Below are 16994 nucleotides of genomic sequence, written 5' to 3' on the forward strand. Positions count from 1 at the left end.
CTTCGAGCCGCGGCTCGCGACCGTGGCCGCGGTGAGCCTCTTCATAGTCGTCCTCGCGGGGCTCGTTCAGGTGAGCTTCGGGGCATACTCGATGACGGTCGAGCAGGCGTGGCGGGCTGTCCTCGACCCGGCCGTCCTGCTCGACCCGCGGTGGTTCCTCAACTTCCTCCTCGGCGAGGAGCCGATGCGGGCGGTCACGGGGTTCCGGGGCGAGCTGCCGGAGCTCGCGCGCGAGACGCTCGTCGTCTGGAGCATCCGCCTGCCGCGAGTGCTCGTCGCCGTCGTCGTCGGGATGAACCTCGCCGTCTCCGGCGCCATCTTCCAGGCGGTGACGCGCAACGAACTCGCGAGCCCGTTCATCCTCGGCGTCTCCTCGGGCGCCGGGCTGACCATCCTGCTCACGCTCGTCGTGTTCGGCGGGCTCTCGGCGTTCCTCCCGCTGATCGCGGCGCTCGGCGGATCGGTCGCGTTCCTGATCGTCTACGCTATCGCGTGGAAGAACGGGACGAGCCCGGTCCGGCTCGTGCTCGCGGGCGTCATCGTCGGGACCGTCTTCAACAGCCTCCAGACGGGGCTGTTCTTTTTCGCCGACGACATCGGCGTCGTCCAGTCGGCGATCCAGTGGACGACGGGGTCGCTGACGGGGACCGACTGGGGGCAGGTCCGGACCGCGCTCCCGTGGACGCTCGTGGCGGTCGTGCTGTCGCTCGTCGGCTCGCGGCAGCTGAACCTCCTCCTCCTCGGCGAGCAGACGGCGAAGTCGCTGGGGATGTCGATCGAGCGGGTCCGGTTCGCGCTCTCCGGCGTCGCCGTGCTGGCGGCCGCCGCCAGCATCGCGGTAGCGGGGATCGTGAGCTTCGTCGGCCTCATCGTCCCGCACGTGGTCCGGAACCTCGTCGGCAGCGATTACAAGCGGGTGATCGTCGGCTGCCTGTTCGTCGGCCCGGCGCTGATGGTCGGCGCCGACGTCGGCGCGCGCCTCGGGGTGAGCGTCCTAACCGGCGCGGACGCACAGATCCCGGTGGGGATCGTCACCGGGCTGGTCGGCGGCCCGTACTTCCTGTATCTGATGCGGCGGCGGCAGAACGTGGGTGAGCTCTGAGTGTCCATATTCCGTGCGAACGCGACCGAACCGGAGGGATCGAGCGGCAAGACCGAAACGCGCGGCGTGAACGGCCCGCGCGACGGGACCGGACAGACAGGAGCCGGCGACGCGACCGACGCGAGCGACCTCAACGCCGAGGACCTCGTGGTGGGCTACCCGACCGCCCCGGAGCCGGTGATCGACGGCGAGTCGATCGCGGCCGAGCCGGGCGCGGTGACGGCGCTCGTCGGGCCGAACGGCTCCGGGAAGAGCACCCTCCTGAAGGGGTTGGCGGACCAGATAGCGCCCGACGACGGCTCGGTCCTGCTCGACGGGCGCGACGTCCAGTCGATGGACGCGAAGCCGCTCGCGAAGCGGCTCGGGCTGCTCTCGCAGGAGCGCACGTCGCCCGAGAGCATCACCGTCGAGGACCTCGTGTACCACGGTCGCTACCCGCACCGGGGGTTCTTCGAGCGGACGACCGAGGAGGACGCTCGCGCGGTCGAGCGCGCAATCGACCTGACGGGCTGCGGCCACCTGCGCGACCGCGAGGTTGGGAGCCTGAGCGGCGGGCAGCGGCAGTTGGCGTGGATCGCGATGGCGTTGGCGCAGGACACCGACGTGCTCCTCTTGGACGAGCCGACGACGTTCCTCGACCTTCACCACCAGATGGAGGTGATGGAGGTAATCGAGACGCTCCGCGACGAGAGCGATGTCACCGTGGTCGTCGTCCTCCACGACATCGAGCAGGCCGCGCGGCTCGCCGACCGCGTGGTCGCGCTCAAGGGCGGGGAAGTCCGGGCGCGCGGCCCGCCGGAGGAGGTCGTCACGGAGGACCTGCTCTCCGAGGTGTTCCGCGTCGACGCCGACGTGGTCGGCACCGACCGCGGGCCGCGAGTCACGCCGATCCGCGCGCGCCACGAAGAGTGACCGGAACCGGTGCGGGGGAGCGACACGTTTTTAGGTCGTCCTAAAGATCGGAACCGTTAAATTGGTTTAGGCTGGCCTAAAAATATGCGCAGAAGCGACGAGGCAGTCGACGGACACACCCGGAGAGCGTTCGCGAAGTACGGCGGGACGGTCGCCCTCGGCGGACTACTCGCCGGCTGTGCCGGCGGCGGCGCGGAGTCCGATCCGTCGGGGTCCGACGGCGGCGACGAGAGTTACGCCGCGTCGATCTCGCCGACCGGCGAGGTGACGTTCGAGTCGCCGCCCGAGACGGTGTTCACGCGGCTCACTCACCACGCGGGCATGGCGTTCGCCCTCGGACGGAGCGACGGGCTCACCGCGATGCACGCGCCGGACTACTACGACGGGCTCTGGAACCAGTTCGTCGAGCGGCTCCCCGGCGTCTCGCTCGACTGGTCGGGGCTCTACTCCTCGTGGCAGCCCGACAAGGAGAAGCTGTACGAACTCGACAGCGACGTCCACCTCGCCGACCCGGCGTGGATCACCCGGCAGGACGCGTGGAGCCGCGAGGACGTCGACGAGATCGCCGAGCGCGTCTCGCCGTGGTTCGGCAACTCCCTCTCCGACCGCCACCAGGAGCCGACGGGCGAGTGGGCCGACGGGTACCAGTACTACGGCCTCTGGGAGCAGTTCGAAATCGTCGCGGAGGCGTTCCGCGAGCGCGAGCGCTACGAGGCGCTCGCGGCCGTCCGCGAGGAGCTCCTCGCGACGATCGACGATGGGCTCCCGCCGGAGTCGGAGCGCCCGACCGCGATCATGGTCGCGGCCGCCGACATCGAGCAGATCTACGCGTACACGCTGAGCAACCCCGGCTTCCTCACGTCGCACACGCGCCCGCTCGGGCCGCGCGACGCCTTCGGAGGGAGCGTCGAGTCCGGCACGGTCGTCGACTTCGAGACGATACTAGAAGCCGACCCCGACGTGATCCTCTACCTCGGCGGCTTCGAGCCCGGAACCGACATGGCCGGGCGGCGGGCCGCCTTCGAGGAGGACCCCGTCGGCTCGGAGGTCACCGCGGTGAAGAACGACCGGATCCACCCGCAGGGCGCGCGGTATCAGGGACCGATCCTGAACCTCTTCCAGCTGGAGATGACCGCGAAGCAGCTGTACCCCGACGCGTTCGGCGCGTGGCCCCGCTACGAGGAGGGCCCGTACCCGGAGATCCCCGAAGGCGAGCGGCTGTTCGACCGGCAACGGGTGGCCGACGCGATCAACGGAGAGCTGTAGATGCGCGCCCGCGAGTGGACCGTCGCGGCGACGTACGGCGACCCGACCGACTACGACGTGCCCGCGCTGCCGACGTGGCGCGTCGAGCGCGGCGAGTGCGGCGGGATCGCGTTCGCGGCGACCGACCGCGACGAGCCCTTCATCGCCGCGGAGCGGCCGGTCCGAGTTCGCCGATGACCGCGGGATCGTCGGCCGCTCCGGCGCGCCCGATCGACGCCTCGGCCCGCTCGGGTCGCGTCGGCGACGCGACCCGCGACCGAAGGCCGTATCTCGTCGCGGCGGCGTCAACGGGTATGGACTCGAACCGCAATCGGACCGGCGACGCCTTCGGACGTGGACGGGTGAGCGGGCGATGACGGCGGGCGCGACCGGAGCGGCCGAGGGCCCGGACGGCCCGACCGACGAGCGCCCGCGCGAGCGCGACGCGGTCGTCGTCGGCGGCGGCGTCGCCGGGCTCTCTGCGGCCGTGTACACCGCTCGGCAGGGGCTCGACACGCTCGTCGTCGACCCGGGCGGGTCGATCCTCCGCCGGAACGCGCGCCTAGAGAACTTCCCCGGCTTCCCGCTCGGCGTCGACCCGCGCCGCCTGCTGGACCTGCTCGGCGAGCAGGCGGAGACCGCCGGCGCGGACCGGCTCGACGCCCGGGTCACGCGGGTCTCGCTCGCCGACGGGGACCCCGACGCGGCCGACGCCGGAAACGCGGCGAACGGCGCCCGCTTCGCCGTGACCACCGACGAGGGCGACCGGATCGGTGCCCGACGGGTCGTCGCGGCGACGAAGAACGAGGTGGGGTATCTGACGGAGCTCGACGGCGTCGATATCGTCGACCGCGGGAAGGCGTACGTCGACGCCGACGAGCGCGGGCGGACCGGCGTCGACGGGCTGTACGCCGCGGGACGGCTCGCCCGCAAACCCCATCAGGCGGCGGTGTGCGCGGGCCACGGCGCGGAGGTCGCCGTGACGCTGTTGGAGGAGTCCGACGAGCCGTTCTACCACGACTGGGTCGCGCCCGAGGGGTACTTCACCGACCGCGACCGCGACGTGCCGCCGGGCTGCGAGGAGATCGCCGCCGCCGAGCGCGAGGCGCGGGAGTCGGCCGCGCTCGACGCGACCCGCGACCGGTTCGCCGAGCCACACCCCGACCCGCAGGAGACGCACCCGAGCCTGGAGGACTGACCGCACGCGACCACCCACCCAACCGTGATCGGAACCACGCTACTCGACATCGCGGACCACATCGAATCGCTCGCGGGCGAGGACGGCGAGTTCTCGCTCGTCTGCGCGCGGTACGGCGACCGGCCGGTCCCGGCCGCGGGGCTGCGCTTCGAGGGCCGCGAGACAGCCCGCGCGGCGGCCCGGGCGACGGAGCAGTACCGCGACACGCTCCGTCGGTACGACCCCGAACTCCCCTGCTACGACGTGATCGTCAGACAGGAGTTCGCGGAGCCGACGACCGGGACGGCGACCGGGGACCCGGGCCTCGACCGATTTGTCCCCGACCTCGACGTCGGCGCGGCCGACGAGCTGACCGACCGCGTGGTGGAGGCCGTCGACGACCGTCCCGCCGAGGGCGACCGCGACGCCGAGGGCAGCGACGGGAGCGCCCTCGATGGCGACGCGGATCCGCACCCCGACGCACCGACCCGATCCGGACCGCCCGGACGGGGCCCGCGCCGCGACCGCGTCGAGTTCTGTCACGCCGCGGCGGCGGCGGCGTTCGAAGCGCTTTCCGCGGCGGGCCACGACCGCGTCGAGTCGGCGGTGATGGACGCGTACTTCGCGTTCGCGGAACGGCTCTCCGACCCCGACGACCTCTGTCTCTGCCTGCTCGAAGCGACGGCGATAGCGCTCGACCGCCACCTCGATCCGGAGGCGCAGGCGACGGTGCTGTCCGCGGCCGCCGAGCGCCTCTCGGACCCCGGGCCGACGCCGGCCGCGGACCCGGTCGCGGCCGCGTTCGACCGGCTCGCGGCGGTCGGCCTCGTCGACGACTACGAGCGCGTCGGCGGCTCCGAACGCGCCGACGACCCCGACCGGGCCGCCGAGGCCGATCGCGGCGCGACCGTCCGCGTCTCCGGGTACGCGCTGTCTCCGACGGACGGCCGCGTCCCGACGCTGCCGGTGGCGCTGGAGGTGTGCCGCCGCGACCCGCGCGGTCGGCTCGCCGGCGTGGCGCTGCTCGGGGGCGGCGGCGACGCGACCGGTTCAGACTGCTGGTTCAGGGTCGATCCGGACGCTCCCTCCCTCGACGGCGGCCCGTCGAGCTCGTCGGTTCCCTCGGAGAGCTGACCGCCGCCGGGAGGACGCGTCGCTCCGCCGCGTGTTCCGGATCTCCGCGTCTCGGCGTCCGCGTCCCGGCCCTCCGGAACCCCGCGTCGCCGCCCTACTCCTCGTCCGACTCGATCCGGACGAGGTCCGCCTCGACGTCCTCGACGAACGCGCCCTGTCCCCCGACGGTGACCTCGCCGTCGTCGGTCTCGACGACGAGCGAGTGCTCGACCGGGAACTCGTTGTTCCTCGGCTCCACCATCCCCTGTTTCGTCTCGACGACGCGGCCGACGATCTCGGCCGCCTCGTCGTCGTCGGTCCACCGCCCCCCGACGGTCACCCGCGGCGGGTCGCCGGCGCGGAGCCGCAGGGTCGCCTGGAGGACGGTGTGTCTGAAGTCGGTGTACTCGACCGGGAGCGGCGCCGGCTCGGCGACGGCCATCTCGGTCGCGGCGGGCCAGTAGTTCCCGAGGAAGGAGCCGACGATCACGGGCGCGAGCTGCTCCTGGGCGAAGGCGATGGCCTGTCGGTCGGTGGTCGACTGCCGGAGGAGCTCGGGCGGGGAGACGACACCGGCCGCGGAGTCGACCGTGAGCAGCGTCGGCATCGCCTCGCTCCACGTCCGGACGACGTTCGCGACGCCCGACAGCGCGGGGTCGTCCGCGTCGAGGCTCGCGTCGGCGTCGGAGACGACGAGCAGGACGAGGACGCCGCGGTCGACCGCGTTGGCGAGCGCCTCGCGCACCTCGGGGAGCTGCTTCGCGGTGATCGAGAGCGTCACCTCGCTTTCGGCGTCCGCGAGCAGCGACCGGATCCGCTTGATTACCGTGACCCGCGATTTGATCACCTCGAACTGCTCGGCCTGGCGCTCCACGCGGGAGTACCGCTCCGCGAGCCCGGGTCGCATCGCGTCCACGTCCGACCGGAGCCGGTCTATCACCTCGTCCGGCGGGTTCGCCCGGATCGTCGTCGGCACGACGTGGTCGTTCACCTCGACGAAGCCGCGCTCCGCCAGCGACTCGCTCACGCTGTAGACGTACCGCTTCGAGACGCCCGCCGCGTCGGCGACGGTGCTCGCCTTCGCCTCGCCGTGTTCGAGCAGACTGAGATAGGTGTCGACCTCCTTATCAGAGAGTCCGAAGCGACGGAGGAGGTCGGTCAGCGTCCGGTCGTCCATACGCACGCCTCTGGCGAGCGACACTTATAGGAGTCGGTACCGGGCGGCTTCGCCGCTCCGCGACGGCGGCGACGGCGACGGCGACCGGTCACCGGAGCACGGCGGCGGCGTCGACCGGTCACCGGAGCACGGCGGCGGCGTCGACCGCGACCCGGACCCCGGCATCGCCGTCGCCGCCGCCGTCGCGGTCCACCGCGCTTCCGTCGCCGAGCAGGTCCGTCTCGACCCCGTCGGGGACGGCGACGGTCGCCGGCTCCGTCGCGAAGTTGACGACGACGAGCAGGGGATCGGCCTCGCTCCCGTCTCCCCCCGCCGGCGTCCGCTCGTACGCGGTCACCCGCTCCGCGTCCCCTTCGACGACGCGCACGTCGGCCGCGCGACCCTCGAACGTCACGTCGCCGTCGCGGAGGAGCGGTTCGGCCCCGCGCAGCGCGACCAGCCGCCGGTGGAAGTCGGTGAGATCGTTGTCACCGTCGTGCCACCGGATCGGCCCGCGGTACGTCTCGTTGCCGCGCTCCTGCCCGGCGTAGATCATCGGCGCCCCCGGCAGGGTGAACGTCACCGCGGCGGCGGCGCGGAGCGCGTCGCGACCGTACTCCGCGAGGTAGCGGTCCTCGTCGTGGTTCTCGACGTACCGCATCTGCGAGCGGCCGTCGTCGAAGCCGAGCCACTCGCCGCGCGCGAGGGCGGCCTCGACCGCGTCGGCCGGCTCCTCGCCCGCGCCGACCGCGCGGAGCGTCTCGTACAGCGTGGTGTCGTAGTGGCGGTGGAACTCCCCCTCGCCGTAGAAGGGGTCGTGGGGCAGCGTCTCGTCGAGGAGCAGCGTGTCGTCCGGCACGCGGTCTGCCACCTCCTTCCAGAAGCCGTGCGGGACGCCCCACGCCACGTCGGCGCGGAAGCCGTCGACGACGCCGGCCCACTCGTCGACCACGTCGAGGAGCCACCCGCGGACCGCCGGGCTGTCGAAGTTGAGGTTCGGGATGCGGCCCCACTCGAAGTAGTAGTCGGGCGCCGAGCCCCCGTCGAGTTCGGCCCACTCGATCCCGGTCACGTCGGCGGCCGCGTCGGTCCGGCGGTAGTGGTCCGCGTACGCGTCGACGCCGGCCGAGTGGAGCTGGAAGGCGGGGTGGTCGCGGGAGGTGTGGTTGATCACTAGATCGAAGACGACCCGGATGCCGGCGTCGTGGCAGGCGTCGACGAGCGACTCGAACGACTCGCGCGAGCCGAGGTCCGCGGCGGTGTCGTAGTAGTCGGTGACGTGGTAGCCGTGGTCCGTCGGCGAGGCGAGGACGGGCGTGATCCAGAGCGCGTCGACGCCGAGGTGGTCGAGGTACTCGACTCGGCGCTCGATCTCCGCGAACGTCGTCGGCAGCGTGTCGCCCGCGAACGACCGCACGAACACCTCGTAGATCGTCGGGGACTCGGCCCACTCGGGCGTCGGGTTCGGGTCGGTGACCGCGACCGACGCGGCCGTCGCCTCCGCAGCGTCTCCGTCGCTCGCGTCCGTCTCCACCCGCACCGTCTCCGCAGCCCCGTACCGCTCACCGTGCGGGGCCGCGCGGATCCGGACCGAGTCCGGGAGCTCGTCGAGCGGGACCGAGAGCGTCCGGCCGTCGGCGCGCGACTCGATCGCCGCCACCGTCTCCGGGTCGGCGTCGCGGTCGTCGACGAGGAACGTCACGTCGAGGGCGTCCGGATCGCCGGCGCGCTCCACGTCGTCGACGGCGGGCGCGGGCTCGATCTCGGCCGTCAGGCGGAGCCGGTCACTTTCCTCGGGGCCGTCGCCCTCGACGACGGCCGCGTCGAGCGATATCCGCGGTCGCCCGGGGCCAGGGACCTCGCAGTCGCCGTGGTACGCCGCCGAGCGGTCGCCGTGGGGGACGAAGCCGAAGCCGTGGCGTCCGGGCGGGACCCGCACCGTCGCGACCCACTCGTCGCCGTCGCGCTCGGCCCGGTCGAGCCCGAGTCGGTTCTCGTTGTGGGGCCACAGCAGGGAGACGCGGTCGACCTCGTCGTCGCCGTCCGTCGGGATGTCGGCGGCCGGGACGCGGCTCTCCGTCTCCCGTCGCTCGTCCGGGAAGGCCCGGACGCGCTGTCGGTGCGTCCCGTCGGGCGCGTCGAGCACGAGGACGTACGTGCCGGGAGCGTCGGGCGCGAGGTGGACGACCGGGTCGCCGTCGCGGCTCGTCTCGCCCGCGCGGAACACCGCGGTCGAGGGCGCCGAACCCGCTGCCGTCGCCGTGCTCGGCGGGCCGGTCGCGTCCGGGTCCGGGCCGTCTCCAGCGGAGAGCGCGCTGTCGGCGGGCGCGTCGCGGACGCGCCAGCGGTACGTGCCGTCGGCGTCCGGGGACCGCGCCGCCAGCTCGACGGACTCGCCGACGCTCGTCGTTCGCGGGGGGCCGGGTTCGTACACGACCCGCCTGTCGGCGCGGCGCGATTTGAGGGTTTCCGTTCGGCAAACGCATGAACAATAATTACACCAAAGCTTCATACGCAGCGGCGGCGTGTGTTCGCGTAATGCAGCTTCGCGACGCGCTCGACGACTACAAGCGCCACGCCGGCGACGGGACGCGCTTCCCCGGCGAGCGGCGCACCGTCTCCGGCCGGTTTTCGGGCGGGGACGGTCGACTCGTCCACGTCGGCGACGACGGCGAACTCCGCGACTTCGGCTACCCGCTGACCGGTCGGACCGGGCTCGTTCGGTCCCGGATCGGGCTCGCCGTCGGCGACGAGGTCACGTGGCTCGACGAGGCCGACACGACGCAGCGGTACGTCGGCGACACCGCGCTGGTCGAGACGGTCCACGAGACGCCGCGCGCGACGGTCACCCGCCACGACGTGACGCTCGGCGACGCGCACCTCACGCGGGCCGCGGTCGAGTTCGACGGCGCGAGCAGCGGGGACGACGGCGCGGAAGACGGGGGCGACGACGGGGCCGCCGTCGACCCCGCGGACGCGTCGCTCGTCGTCTACGCCCGCTTCGCGCCGGACGGCCGCGACGACCGCGTGGGGCAGCTCCGCTACGACGACGCCGTCGAGGTGTACCACGCCGACGAGCACGACTTCCTCGCGAGCGCAACCGGCTTCGCCGACCTCCGCGGCCAGCTCCCGACCACGTTCCCCGAGCTGCTCGCCGACGACCCCACCGAGCTCCCGCGCGGCCGCGACGGCGACCGGTACGAGGAGGAGCGCCTCTCCGGCGAGGTGATCGCCGACGTGCCGTTCGACGACGGGGTCGCGACGGTCGCCACGCTCCTGACCGACGGCGCGGAGACCGACCGCGAGGCAGCCCGCGAGCGCCTCGACGCGCTGTTCGCCGACCACGACGACGTCGACGCGCTCGCGGACGCGGCCGCGGACGCGCTCCCAGCCGTCCCCGAGTCGGCTCCCGCCCGCGAGTCGGTCGTCGCGGACCTCCGGGTCCTCTCGCTGCTCTCCGCGCCGTCCGGGCTCCGGATCGCGGGCCCCGACTTCGACCCGTACTACGAGCACTCCGGCGGCTACGGCTACACGTGGTTCCGCGACGACGCGGAGATATCCGGCTTCCTGCTCGGGGCCGCCGACGCGGTCGACCTCGACCTCGGCGACTGGCACGCGCGGTCCGCCGAAATGTACGTTGCCACCCAACGGCCCGACGGCTCGTGGCCCCACCGGGTGTGGCCCCGCGACGGCGCGCTCGCCCCCGGGTGGGCGAACGCTCGCATCGAGGACGGGCCGGACGTGGACTATCAGGCCGATCAGACCGGGAGCGTCGTCGCGTACCTCGCGCGGGCCCGCGAGGCGGGCGTCGACGTCGAGGGGCTCGACTCGACCCTCGTCGCCGCGCTCGCTGGGCTCGACCGCACGCTCGAACCGGACGGCCGCCCGGTCGTCTGTCAGAACGCGTGGGAGGACTCTGCGGGCCGGTTCGCCCACACCGCCGCGACGTTCCTCGAGGCGTACAGCGAGCTCGGCCGCCACGGCGCGGGGCTCGCGGTCGACGCGCTCGACGACCCCGACGCCGTCCCCGGCGCGGCGTCGCTCCCGGACGACCTCGCCGCGCACGCCCGCGACCGGGCCCGCGAGGTGTACGACGCGCTCGACGACCTCTGGGTCCCCGAGCGCGGCTGCTACGCCGTCCGCGAGACGCTCGACGGCGGGATCGACGACCGGCTCGACTCGGCGACGCTCGGACCCGCGGCCGCGCACCGCTCCTTCGACGCGCTCGGCGCGGCGGGCGACGGGTCCGGAGCCGGCGGCGCGGTCGACGAGGAGCGCCTCGACCGACTGGTCTCGCACGTCGAGACGGTCGTCGACGGCCTCTCCCACGAGACCGACGACATCGCCGGCCTGATCCGGTACGAGGGCGACGGCTGGCGGCGGGCCGACCAGCTCTCGGAGAAGGTGTGGACGGTCTCGACCGCGTGGGGCGCGAACGCCTGCGCGGAGCTCGCCGCGCTGCTCGCGGCGCACGACGACCCGCGCGCCGCGGAGATGACGGCCCGGGCCCGCGACCTGCTCGCGCACGTCTCGCCCGGCGGGTCGCTCTGTGAGCCGACGACGTACCTCCCCGAGCAGTACTTCGACGACGGGACGCCCGACAGCGCGACGCCGCTCGGCTGGCCGCACGCGATCCGACTGGCCACGGTGGCGCTGCTCGACGACGAACTGCCGCAGTTCGCCGACGCTGCGACCGCGGACGACTGACCGAACCCCGGCGACTATTTACACATCAGATCTGCGGAGCGGCGCGCGCCGCCGAGCGGCCGCCACCGGCGGCCGCGAGGTGCGCGTGCGAGGGAGTCAGTCGCCGGAGCGAAGCGGAGGCGACTGACGAGGCTGGGGAGGCGTGAGGTGTGGTCGCTGTGCGGGGCGGAGCTTTGGAGGTCGCCTCCGTCGGTCGTCAACTCACGACTGCTATGCGATCGGCTGGGGCTCCGGGGTGATCGCAGTCGCTCCGGTGACAGCGGGTTATAAGTAAAGACACAAGGACGACGAAAGCCGCTTATCGCCAGTCGTCACGCGGCACGCAGTCCTCCTCCCGGACCGTGATCCACCGGGTGGTCCGCTCGTCAGGGTCGACGTCCCGCTCGAAGAACGTCACCTCGCCGCCGCCGTCGCCGTCGTCGGTCCGTTTACAGACGAGTTCCGGCGACCCGTCGCGAACACGTGCGGATGACGTGGACGTGGACATACGTTACGCTTGGTTCGCGGTCGGATAATAGCTGTTGGTTTCAATCGGTGAAAAATAGAAACTACGACCGTAGTTAGCGTCGCACCGGCCGCGTTCAGCGCCGGACCGGCACGCCGCGCTCGTCGAGGAACGCCTTCGTCTCCGCGATCGAGTAGTCGCCGAAGTGGAAGATGGAGGCCGCGAGGCCGGCGTCGGCGTCCGCCTCGGTGAACACGTCGTACATGTCCTCGGGACTCCCGCAGCCGGAGGAGGCGATGAGCGGCGTCGACACGGCCTCACCGACCGCCTTCATCAGGGGGATGTCGTAGCCGTCCTTCGTGCCGTCCTTGTCGATGGAGTTGACGAACAGCTCGCCCGCGCCGCGCTCCTCGGCCTCCTTCGCCCACGAGACGGCGTCGATCCCGGTTCCCTCGCGGCCGCCCTTCTTCGTACACTCGAACCACACCGTCTCCCCATCCTCGTCCTCGTAGAAGTGCTCGCCGGCGTCGTCGTACCGCCGCCGCGCGTCGACGGAGATGACGATACACTGGCTGCCGAACGCGGCCGCGCCCTCCTCGATGAGCGCCGGGCGTTCCAATGCGCCGGTCGTGATCGAGACCTTGTCCGCGCCCGCCCGGAGCGTCTCCTTGATGTCCGCCTTGGTGCGGATACCGCCGCCGACCGTCAGCGGGATGAAACACTCGTCTGCGACCCGGTTCACCACGTCGAGCATCGTCTCGCGCCCCTCGGCGCTGGCGGTGATGTCGAGGAAGACGAACTCGTCGGCGCCCGCCTCGTTGTACTTCTTCGCCAGTTCGACGGGGTCGCCGGTGTACTCCAGGTTCTCGAAGTTGACCCCGGTGTACACCGCGGCGTCGCCGTCCTCGTCGAGGTCGACGTCGATACAGGGGATGATACGCTTCGTGAGTCCCATTCGTTGTCGGTTCGTTGACCGCGCCCTCGGTTAAAATGCGCGGGGCTCACTCGGCGTCGTCGATCGCGGCCCGCTCGCCGCCGTCCTCCGCTCCTTCCGTTTCGCCGCGGTCCCGCTCCGCCCGCCGGTCGTACTTCGCGACGGCGCGGTCGGCCCGCGTCGAGATGCCGTTCGGGTTCCGGGCGGGGCCGCGATCCCGGCGCCGCGCGACCAGCCCGTCGGAGGTCCCGCCGGCGAGGCCTAAGAGTACGTCGCGCCCGGTCGCGGCCCACCGCGTGGGGGTCGACTCGCCGCGGACCACGTCCTTTGCTGCGGCAACCGCGTCGGCGAGCGCGTGCGACCCGGTCCGGAGGAGGGCCGTCGGGCGGGCGCCGTAGTTCTTCAGCAGCCGATAGGCGAGCCCCCGGTATTTCCAGCCCCACTCGCTCGCGCTGCGTCCGCCGTCCGCCGCGGTCGGGGTCGGGAGCTCCTCCCGCGCGGCGAGTCCCGGCCGCCATGCCACCTCGCGGTCCATGCGGGCGAGCCGGTGCGCGGCGTCGCGCGCGCCGCCGACCCGGAGGTACTCGTCGAAGCCGTCGAGCTCGTCGAGGGCGTCCCGCCGGAACGCGACGTTCCCGCTCTCGAAGTAGGTAACGTTCTGCCCCGCGATCCGGCTACGCTCAGGCGCGCTCCGGTCGCCGGCGTCCGGGACGTCCGGAATGGCCGACCCGGTCTTCGCGGCGTCGGTCCCGCCCCCCGACTCCACCGCGTCCGCCTCGATTCCCGGCTCCGCGGCGCTCGTCCCGCCCGGCGGGATCGGCGTCACCGGCCCGGAGACCACGGGCGCCGCGTCGAGGCCGTCGTCGACCGCGTCGCGCCACCCCGGCTCGATCCGGTTGTCGTAGTCGACCAGCGCGACCGCGTCGCCCGTCGCAACCTCGATGCCGGCGTTGCGGGCGACGTTCACCGTTCGGTCGGAGATCTCGACCAACACGTCGACGTCGTCGCGGTCGCGAACCATGCCGGTCGTGCCGTCGGCCGAGGGCCCGTTGACGACGATCACCTCGGTGTCGGGCGCGTCGGCCGCCAGCGCGTCGAGGCAGGCGGCCAACCGGTCCCGGCCGTTGAGCGTCGGGACGACGACCGAGAGGTCCATACGTCTCGTTATCGGGGCGAGGAGGTAAAAAGGACTGCGTGTGTGTCCGGTCCGCGTCGGCTCCGAACCGATCGCGGGCCGGGGGCAACGGCGCGCGAGCCGCTCAGACGGTCAGGTAGTACACCTGCTTGCGCGCGTCCTTGAAGCTGTACCGCGAGTCGACGAGACCCTCCTCCTCGAGGCGGTTGAGCGCGTAGCGGACGGTGCGGTCGGGCAGCAGCGACTCGTCGGCGAGGCCGCCCTGCGAGAGGGGGGCGTCCCCTTCCAGCACCTTCGCCACGAGCTTCGCGCTCGGGGGGAGCTCGCGCAGGCGGTCGCGGTACTCAGACTCGGACAGGCGGTCTTGGTCAGCGGTCTCCGCGGGACTGGTACTCATGTCTCACACGAATCCCACGGGTAGTGGTAAAGGTTGGCTACATATAGGGGAATCCGCCTGTGATAATATAATGTGTTAATATCACGTCTCACCGGGCTATCATAGACGATCGATCAGGCGAGTTTTCCGGGGGCGGCCCGTCATTCACCCCGTGATCCCCGAGTCTCACGTCGACATCCTCGAAGCCGAGTCGTACGCCCACTTCGCGACCGTCGGGCCGGACGGCCTCCCGCACGTGACGCCGGTGTGGGTCGACCACGAGGACCGCGAGTACGTCCTCGTGAACACCGCCCGCGGGCGGCAGAAGGAGCGGAACGTCCGCGAGAACCCGAAGGTCGGCGTCAGCGTGCTCGACCCCGACGACCCGTACCGGTACGTCTCCGTCCGCGGCGAGGCCAAGCTGACCGAGGAGGGCGCGCGCGAACACATCGACGAGCTCGCGCGTCGGTACTTCGGCGTCGACGAGTACCCCCACCACGACGAGGAGGAGGGCGCGCGAGTCATCGTCAAGATTCCGGCCGAGAACGTCGCCACGAGCGGCTGACAGTCCGGGCTCTCGGCGAACGTTCGAGCGCTCGCCCCGACCGCCGTCGCGTCGAAGCCGACCGACCGCACCGGGGTCGGCGCCGGACCGCATCCAGTACGGTTTTGTCGGTCCGGCGTTCATCACGGACAACGTGAAGGGACAGGACTGGTACCAGGCCGACGAGGTCGCCGAAGAGTACGACGACGTCCGCTTTTCGGGAGGCGGGCGGCTCATCGACCGCCGGGAGAAGGAGGCCGTCCTCGCCGCGTTGGGGCCGATGGATCCGGGCCACCGCGTGCTGGAGGTCGCCTGCGGCACCGGACGGTTCACGACGATGCTCGCCGACCAGGGCGCGGACGTGGTCGGCCTCGACGTCTCCCGCGAGATGCTCGAACAGGCCCGCGAGAAGGTCGCCGCCGCCGGCCACGCCGACGCAGTCGAGTTCCTCCGCGGCGACGCCTCGCGGCTCCCGTTCCCGGACGACCACTTCGACACGGTCGTCGCAATGCGCTTCTTCCACCTGATGGACGACCCGGTCCCGTTCGCGGAGGAACTGCGCCGGGTCAGCCGCGCTCAGGTGTTCTTCGACACGTTCAACAGCCGCAGCCTGCGGACGCTGTACACCTGGCTGCTCCCGATGGGCTCGCGGCTCTACTCGGAGCGACAGGTGGCCGCGATGCTCGGCGAGGCGGGTCTCACGCTCGCGAACGAGGAACACGACTTCGTGTTACCGTACGGCTTCTACCGCGAACTCCCCGGCCCGGTCGCGAGGCCGTTCCGGGTCCTCGACGAGCTCGCGGGCGACACGATTCCGGGCGACTACGTCGCCTCGGTGTCGTACTGGGACGCTCGGGTGACGGACGAGGAGTGAGCGCGACGCGCCAGGCCTGTCCCGTCGACGACACCGCGGCCTGCCGTCTCGTTTTCACCGGGGCACTTCCCCGCTTCGCCGCCGGTCAGCCGGCCTCTTCGACGACCTCGCCGACGGCGAAGTTGGACTTCACTTCCGTCACTTCGATCTTCACGCGCTCGCCCACCTCGGTGTCGGGGACGATGATCACGTACCCCCGCTCGACGCGGGCGATCCCGTCGCCCTGCTTGCCGAGGTCCTCGATCTCGACGTACCGCATCTCACCCGGCTCGACCGGGGGCTGCGGCCCGTCGTCCGCTTGCGAGGCGGTCTCGTCGGCGTCGCCAGCCGACGCCTCGGTCCCGTCGCGGGCGACGAGCGCGACGCGGTACGTCTCGCCGGGCTCCAGCGATCCGGCGTCGATCTCTCGGTTCGGGACGTCGACGACGTACTCGCCGTCGTCCGTTTCGCGAACTTCCGCGCTGAACAGACAGAGGAGCTTCTCGGAGATTTCCATAGTAGACTCCATCGAAGGCTAGTCGCGGGCCAGTATAGTTGTACCGCCGACACAGTCAGGCCGGATCGACCCGCGTCGCGATCGGGACCGGATATACCCGTCGCGCGTCGCGACGCTACTCCCACCGGCCAACAAACGCGTCGACCAGCGCCGCCTCGGCCTTCCGGAGGTGTGCGCCCGCGGTCGACGGCGAGCAGTCGATGGCCGCCGCGACGTCCTCCACAGATCCGGTCCGCGGGACCTCGTAGTAGCCGACGCGGTTCGCGGCCCGCAGCGCCTCCCGCTGGCGTTCCGTGAGTCGCACCCCGGCCAGCCGTCGCCCGCCCCCGTACGACCCGATGCGATCGACCTCGACGGTTATCCGGTCTGGCACGGCCGCGAGCGCGTCGCGCAGCTGCTCCGGCGGGCCGACCAGTCCGAACGACAGCCGGCCCGCCGGCCGGAACACGACGGGCGGGACCGAGAGGAACTCGGTGTCGACGAACGCGTCGAGGAACGTCTCCGTCGGCCCGCCCAGCCGCTCGTACGCCTTGAGGTAGAAGGGTGGCTCGCCGGGAGACGTCTCGAACCGCTCGATCGCGGCGATATCCCGCAGCCGGTCGAGGTACCGCTCGCGCGGGGCCGCGACCCGGAACAGCGTCGCAAGCGTCTCGTCGGGCAGCCGCCGCCACGTCACCAGCTCGCTCCGCCGGTCGTCGCCGCCGTCGAGGAAGTCGTGCATCGGGTGTCTGACTCCCGGCGGAAACTCGAAGTCGACGTGGACGTAGCGCATGGGTCA

17 protein-coding genes are annotated in these 16994 nt (G+C 72.1%); 9 read left to right on the forward strand and 8 right to left on the reverse strand.

Features of this window, described 5'->3' with window-relative positions; all coding sequences use genetic code 11:
* From B9H04_RS11285 to B9H04_RS11310, 6 genes are all read left to right on the forward strand, one after another.
* A partial coding sequence (locus B9H04_RS11285; RefSeq protein ID WP_139835078.1) for a FecCD family ABC transporter permease occupies positions 1-1102 on the forward strand: 1102 nt, incomplete at its 5' end.
* Positions 1103-2014: an ABC transporter ATP-binding protein gene (locus B9H04_RS11290; protein WP_049932382.1), complete on the forward strand. Its 912-nt coding sequence runs from the start codon at positions 1103-1105 to the stop codon at positions 2012-2014.
* Between the two features lie 84 nt (positions 2015-2098).
* Positions 2099-3280, forward strand: a complete 1182-nt coding sequence (locus B9H04_RS11295) for an ABC transporter substrate-binding protein (protein ID WP_049932380.1) — start codon at positions 2099-2101, stop codon at positions 3278-3280.
* Positions 3281-3457, forward strand: coding sequence for a hypothetical protein (locus tag B9H04_RS18725; RefSeq protein ID WP_169514834.1), 177 nt, complete (start codon positions 3281-3283; stop codon positions 3455-3457).
* A gap of 175 nt (positions 3458-3632) precedes the next feature.
* Positions 3633-4457 (forward strand): FAD-binding protein, encoded by an 825-nt coding sequence (locus B9H04_RS11305; protein ID WP_049932378.1) that lies wholly within the window; start codon positions 3633-3635, stop codon positions 4455-4457.
* Between the two features lie 24 nt (positions 4458-4481).
* On the forward strand, positions 4482-5570 hold the full coding sequence (locus B9H04_RS11310; protein WP_085682714.1) for a DUF7551 domain-containing protein: 1089 nt from the start codon (positions 4482-4484) through the stop codon (positions 5568-5570).
* A 94-nt stretch (positions 5571-5664) separates the two neighbouring features.
* Here the strand turns inward: B9H04_RS11310 and B9H04_RS11315 are convergent, their stop codons facing one another.
* Together B9H04_RS11315 and B9H04_RS11320 are read right to left on the reverse strand one after the other, a co-directional pair.
* Positions 5665-6726, reverse strand: coding sequence for a TrmB family transcriptional regulator (locus B9H04_RS11315; RefSeq protein ID WP_049932374.1), 1062 nt, complete (start codon positions 6724-6726; stop codon positions 5665-5667).
* A 118-nt stretch (positions 6727-6844) separates the two neighbouring features.
* Positions 6845-9139 carry an alpha-amylase family glycosyl hydrolase gene (locus B9H04_RS11320; protein ID WP_085682715.1) on the reverse strand — a complete coding sequence of 765 codons (2295 nt, stop codon included), beginning with the start codon at positions 9137-9139 and terminating at the stop codon, positions 6845-6847.
* Positions 9140-9243: 104 nt separating this feature from the next.
* On the opposite strand from B9H04_RS11320, the gene B9H04_RS11325 reads away from it, so the two are divergent.
* Complete coding sequence (locus B9H04_RS11325; protein ID WP_085682716.1) at positions 9244-11412, forward strand: glycoside hydrolase family 15 protein; 2169 nt, start codon at positions 9244-9246, stop codon at positions 11410-11412.
* Positions 11413-11710: 298 nt separating this feature from the next.
* On the opposite strand, the gene B9H04_RS11330 is transcribed toward B9H04_RS11325, so the two are convergent.
* The 4 genes from B9H04_RS11330 to B9H04_RS11345 all read right to left on the reverse strand — a co-directional run bounded on the left by B9H04_RS11330 (position 11711) and on the right by B9H04_RS11345 (position 14323).
* Positions 11711-11899 (reverse strand): DUF7511 domain-containing protein, encoded by a 189-nt coding sequence (locus B9H04_RS11330; protein ID WP_049932369.1) that lies wholly within the window; start codon positions 11897-11899, stop codon positions 11711-11713.
* 94 nt (positions 11900-11993) lie between these two features.
* The gene (hisF, locus tag B9H04_RS11335) at positions 11994-12812 is read right to left on the reverse strand and encodes an imidazole glycerol phosphate synthase subunit HisF (protein ID WP_049932368.1); all 819 of its coding nucleotides are present in this window, start codon (positions 12810-12812) and stop codon (positions 11994-11996) included.
* Between the two features lie 46 nt (positions 12813-12858).
* On the reverse strand, positions 12859-13947 hold the full coding sequence (locus B9H04_RS11340) for a glycosyltransferase (protein ID WP_049932367.1): 1089 nt from the start codon (positions 13945-13947) through the stop codon (positions 12859-12861).
* Between the two features lie 103 nt (positions 13948-14050).
* Positions 14051-14323 carry a MarR family transcriptional regulator gene (locus B9H04_RS11345; protein ID WP_008004753.1) on the reverse strand — a complete coding sequence of 91 codons (273 nt, stop codon included), beginning with the start codon at positions 14321-14323 and terminating at the stop codon, positions 14051-14053.
* A gap of 151 nt (positions 14324-14474) precedes the next feature.
* Here B9H04_RS11345 and B9H04_RS11350 point away from each other — a divergent pair, with 151 nt between their 5' ends.
* Positions 14475-14867, forward strand: a complete 393-nt coding sequence (locus B9H04_RS11350; protein WP_049932365.1) for a PPOX class F420-dependent oxidoreductase — start codon at positions 14475-14477, stop codon at positions 14865-14867.
* A gap of 133 nt (positions 14868-15000) precedes the next feature.
* Positions 15001-15720, forward strand: a complete 720-nt coding sequence (locus B9H04_RS11355; RefSeq protein ID WP_085682717.1) for a class I SAM-dependent methyltransferase — start codon at positions 15001-15003, stop codon at positions 15718-15720.
* Between the two features lie 85 nt (positions 15721-15805).
* On the opposite strand, the gene B9H04_RS11360 is transcribed toward B9H04_RS11355, so the two are convergent.
* Both B9H04_RS11360 and B9H04_RS11365 read right to left on the reverse strand, forming a co-directional pair.
* Positions 15806-16216 carry a TRAM domain-containing protein gene (locus B9H04_RS11360; protein ID WP_049932362.1) on the reverse strand — a complete coding sequence of 137 codons (411 nt, stop codon included), beginning with the start codon at positions 16214-16216 and terminating at the stop codon, positions 15806-15808.
* 115 nt (positions 16217-16331) lie between these two features.
* Entirely contained in the window at positions 16332-16988 is a 657-nt protein-coding gene (locus tag B9H04_RS11365) for a helix-turn-helix domain-containing protein (protein WP_049932360.1), read from the reverse strand.
* Positions 16989-16994 lie beyond the last annotated feature (6 nt).

This window comes from Halorubrum ezzemoulense DSM 17463 (genome assembly GCF_002114285.1).
Lineage (GTDB): Archaea > Halobacteriota > Halobacteria > Halobacteriales > Haloferacaceae > Halorubrum > Halorubrum ezzemoulense.

Bases quoted from the DNA above. Each gene is read 5' to 3' on its own strand.
- hisF (WP_049932368.1), bottom strand. From the start codon at position 12,812: ATGGGACTCACGAAGCGTATCATCCCCTGTATCGACGTCGACCTCGAC.
- B9H04_RS11360 (WP_049932362.1), bottom strand. From the start codon at position 16,216: ATGGAAATCTCCGAGAAGCTCCTCTGTCTGTTCAGCGCGGAAGTTCGC.
- B9H04_RS11295 (WP_049932380.1), top strand. From the start codon at position 2,099: ATGCGCAGAAGCGACGAGGCAGTCGACGGACACACCCGGAGAGCGTTC.
- B9H04_RS11325 (WP_085682716.1), top strand. From the start codon at position 9,244: ATGCAGCTTCGCGACGCGCTCGACGACTACAAGCGCCACGCCGGCGAC.
- B9H04_RS11315 (WP_049932374.1), bottom strand. From the start codon at position 6,726: ATGGACGACCGGACGCTGACCGACCTCCTCCGTCGCTTCGGACTCTCT.
- B9H04_RS18725 (WP_169514834.1), top strand. From the start codon at position 3,281: ATGCGCGCCCGCGAGTGGACCGTCGCGGCGACGTACGGCGACCCGACC.
- B9H04_RS11345 (WP_008004753.1), bottom strand. From the start codon at position 14,323: ATGAGTACCAGTCCCGCGGAGACCGCTGACCAAGACCGCCTGTCCGAG.
- B9H04_RS11340 (WP_049932367.1), bottom strand. From the start codon at position 13,947: ATGGACCTCTCGGTCGTCGTCCCGACGCTCAACGGCCGGGACCGGTTG.
- B9H04_RS11330 (WP_049932369.1), bottom strand. From the start codon at position 11,899: ATGTCCACGTCCACGTCATCCGCACGTGTTCGCGACGGGTCGCCGGAA.
- B9H04_RS11305 (WP_049932378.1), top strand. From the start codon at position 3,633: ATGACGGCGGGCGCGACCGGAGCGGCCGAGGGCCCGGACGGCCCGACC.
- B9H04_RS11365 (WP_049932360.1), bottom strand. From the start codon at position 16,988: ATGCGCTACGTCCACGTCGACTTCGAGTTTCCGCCGGGAGTCAGACAC.